Source organism: Mycobacterium sp., assembly GCF_052144515.1.
In the GTDB taxonomy this organism is placed as follows: domain Bacteria; phylum Actinomycetota; class Actinomycetes; order Mycobacteriales; family Mycobacteriaceae; genus Mycobacterium.
In genome coordinates this window covers 1-2,923 of record NZ_JBKQQD010000124.1, presented here as the reverse complement: position 1 = coordinate 2,923, position 2,923 = coordinate 1, and the positions used below count along the sequence as shown (strand labels likewise).

Below are 2,923 nucleotides of genomic sequence, written 5' to 3'. Positions count from 1 at the left end.
AATTCGCGAAGCGATGCCCAAGCGGTTGTCGTTGAACGTGCCCGGCCCGCTCGGAAGGAGAGAACCGAGCAAAACCGGGCACGCCCTACGGCGCTGCGACGGCCCCTCTGTGACTGAGGAAGAGGGGTTTACTGGCCTACGGGAGCCATGTCGCTGTGCCACATCCCGCACCGATGAGCCAACCTAACCGGCACGGCGGTCTCTAATTCAGTTGTGAGCCAGCGGGATTCATCCCATGCGGCCCATGTTGCGCACCGACTGGATGCGACTCGGATCGAGCTTCGCCAAGATGCGAGGGTCGGCGGGCTGACCCGACGCGGCACACCGTTCCAAATATCCTGCGGTGTGGTCGGTTATCGTCTTGTTGATCAGTTCCTCGCGCTGTTCCTGCTGTGCGGCAGCGTATTCCGGCACTTTGGCGGTCAGCGCCCGGTCGATGAAGCCCGTGTCCTCGTAGTCCCGCGCCTCGAAATACTTCGGGAGTTCCCGGGCATAGACCCGTAGTTCATCGATGTCAGTCGCACTTTCGATGGCCTTGGCTGCCGCCGCAGCGGCCACACCGAGATTCTCCTTGCTGTCAAGGACTTTGCGCTCAGCCTCCCAGATTGCTTGCTGCCGCATAAGTTCAGCGACATCATTGCTCTTGGGTGTGAGACCGGCGCGAACCGCGTCGAGCTTGCGGTCGGCCTCGGCCTGGCGCTCGGCGGCGGATTGCCGACAGGCACCGGGAATCTGGGCGTCGAGCGTGTCGGCGAACTTGGCTTTCTCGGCGGCGACAAACCGATTGATCACATCAGGATCAGCGAAACCAAGTGCTTTCGCATGCTCCTCGGCGAGAGCTTCCGCCCGCGCGTTGAAGTTCCGCTGTTGCTGCGGCACCCGACGCATAACATCATAGGCCGATTGTGCGGCGTCGCAGGCTGTCTGATCGCCCGATAGTGCGGCTGCGGCTGCGGCAGAGCGTTGCTGTTCCGCCGCCCGTGCGGCTGCTTCCTGTTCGATCTGCTCGGGGGTCCTGCCCCCGATCGTGAATTCTGGCTCTGACATTGCTTATTCCTCCTCAACTTTCACTGGCGTCGCGGTCATAAAATTGTCGACATCGGCCTGCCGGAAGCGCAGATGAGTCGAGTCGCCCACGCGGTAACCCTTCAACTTGCCGAGAGTCGTATATTTACGGATCGTGGCTTCGGCCAGTTGTGTTGCAGCGCAAACGTTTGCGAGCGTGAGCCACTGATCGGCCTTCGGTTGAGATGGTTGCCATCTAAAAGAGGCTTGGCGGCTGGCTTCGCTGGCGCTGAGACTCATGTTACGAAGCCCCCAGTGCGCGGCCACCGGCACCGATATTCGAATCATCGGACACCGTAGACACGGCGACTTTGGTTTTCTGGGATGCCGCCACGTCGTTATGGGCACTTTCGTCGCCGACCGCCGTGCTTTGCCGCTGGGATGGTTGGGGCGCAACGTAGTCGGGATTGCGGTTACCGGTGTTCGGGTCGGTTGCCGATTCGACGCTGGCCCCGTCGCCGCTGGACGCGGCGTTGCCTGGGACCGCAGTCCCGAGAGCGAACTGGTCGCGAATTGCCATGGAATTTACCTCGCAATGGTGTGAGCAGGAATCTGGACACGGCTCCCATTGCGGGATGCTCAACCGGCGCTTCACTCGGATTGCCCGGTGGCCTGCACACTGCGGCACAGACTTCGGCTCGCTTGCCTTACCGAGATCGTACGCCACTCAGCGTCGTTGTGCGCCGTCATGCGCCGCCAGGCGGTGGCCTACGCGGTGGGGCTACCCATCATGGTCGCGTGCTGGTCTTCCGGCCCGTCCGACGATTCCAACAGGTCGTCCGGCCAGACCCTCACGGTCCGAGAGTCCGACAGCCATTCCGGCGAATCTTTCGGGAGGGTCAGCATGCACCTCGCCACCGTCACCGGCTGGCCGTCGAGCAGCCGGGACAGCAGGACCGACTTCTGGGGGCGTGCCCGCACCTCGGCTTCAAGGGCTGCGCGGTCCGCCGCGACGGCGGCAGGGTCGCAGAGGCCCCAGTCAAGCTTCCGCAGGTCGATCGAGATGATGGCCTTCCGCTGCTGGGAGAGCAGGGCCGCGTAGGCCCCCGGCAGCCGGAACCTGGCCTCGGCAGGATCAATGTCCCTCGCCAAGCGTCAGCCCTCGCGGGCCAAGCGGGCGGCCCAACTGGCCTGACCCGCCCGTACTTTGATGGCCGATTTGCCCGCCCTGCCCGCCGTCATCTGGATACCGCCCAGGCAGCGGTGCAACACCAGCGTGGTACTCCGGATCTCGCTCAGCAGCGGGCTGGGCCGCACGATGCCGTGCTTGTCGGTGAAAGTCGACCCCTCGACGGCCACGATCGCCTCCAGTTCCGCGATCCTGTCTGCGGCGGCGCGGGCACGCTCCAGCAGCTCGGTCTCGCGGGCATCGGGCGCGAGGTGCTGCTCGCGCAAGTCGGCGACCACGGCGGCCACCAGGGCGTCCCCGGCGGACTTCTTCGTCATAACACCAAGCTTACGGACCGGGGTTTCCGGATCGCTCAGACTGACTGAGTTTTGCAAATGATGCTCGTCATCCGAACTGGAATAACCGCTGTCGGTTAGCGGGGCGGGCATAGCCTCCTACAACCTTTGAGTGAGAGGTATTGTTACGGCCAGCAGTTCCCAAGGATGCGGCCATGTGAGAGGAGCGGCAACAGAAATGGCAGACGACACCAGCTCGTTGAGTTTCCTCAGACCACGCCCTTGGTGGTTCGTGATAGGTCTGGCTGGCGTTGCTGGCTCGTTGTTGGGGAAGCGCCTAGGCGAGGACCGTCCACTTCTGGGTTATATCGTTTTCATCCTTGGCCTAGTGCTTATCGCGATCGGTCACGGCTGGGTCATCAACTGGGCGTACGTTCGTCTTGCCGGTCATCAT

The 2,923-nt window shown here is 63.1% G+C and carries 6 protein-coding genes; 1 reads left to right on the top strand and 5 read right to left on the bottom strand.

The features are described 5' to 3' along the window. Positions 1–228: 228 nt before the first annotated feature. From ACLP9N_RS07670 to ACLP9N_RS07650, 5 genes are all read right to left on the bottom strand, one after another. Positions 229–1,047: a hypothetical protein gene (locus tag ACLP9N_RS07670; RefSeq protein WP_442406827.1), complete on the bottom strand. Its 819-nt coding sequence runs from the start codon at positions 1,045–1,047 to the stop codon at positions 229–231. 3 nt (positions 1,048–1,050) lie between these two features. Further along, positions 1,051–1,305 carry a helix-turn-helix domain-containing protein gene (locus tag ACLP9N_RS07665; protein ID WP_442406826.1) on the bottom strand — a complete coding sequence of 85 codons (255 nt, stop codon included), beginning with the start codon at positions 1,303–1,305 and terminating at the stop codon, positions 1,051–1,053. Position 1,306: 1 nt separating this feature from the next. Then, positions 1,307–1,585, bottom strand: coding sequence for a hypothetical protein (locus tag ACLP9N_RS07660; protein ID WP_442406825.1), 279 nt, complete (start codon positions 1,583–1,585; stop codon positions 1,307–1,309). 188 nt (positions 1,586–1,773) lie between these two features. Then, a complete protein-coding gene (locus ACLP9N_RS07655) occupies positions 1,774–2,157 on the bottom strand; it encodes a hypothetical protein (protein WP_442406824.1) in 384 nt (127 codons plus the stop codon). 3 nt (positions 2,158–2,160) lie between these two features. Further along, complete coding sequence (locus tag ACLP9N_RS07650) at positions 2,161–2,511, bottom strand: hypothetical protein (protein WP_442406823.1); 351 nt, start codon at positions 2,509–2,511, stop codon at positions 2,161–2,163. 196 nt (positions 2,512–2,707) lie between these two features. Here ACLP9N_RS07650 and ACLP9N_RS07645 point away from each other — a divergent pair. Then, the coding region (locus tag ACLP9N_RS07645; RefSeq protein WP_442406822.1) for a hypothetical protein at positions 2,708–2,923 on the top strand (216 nt) is incomplete at its 3' end.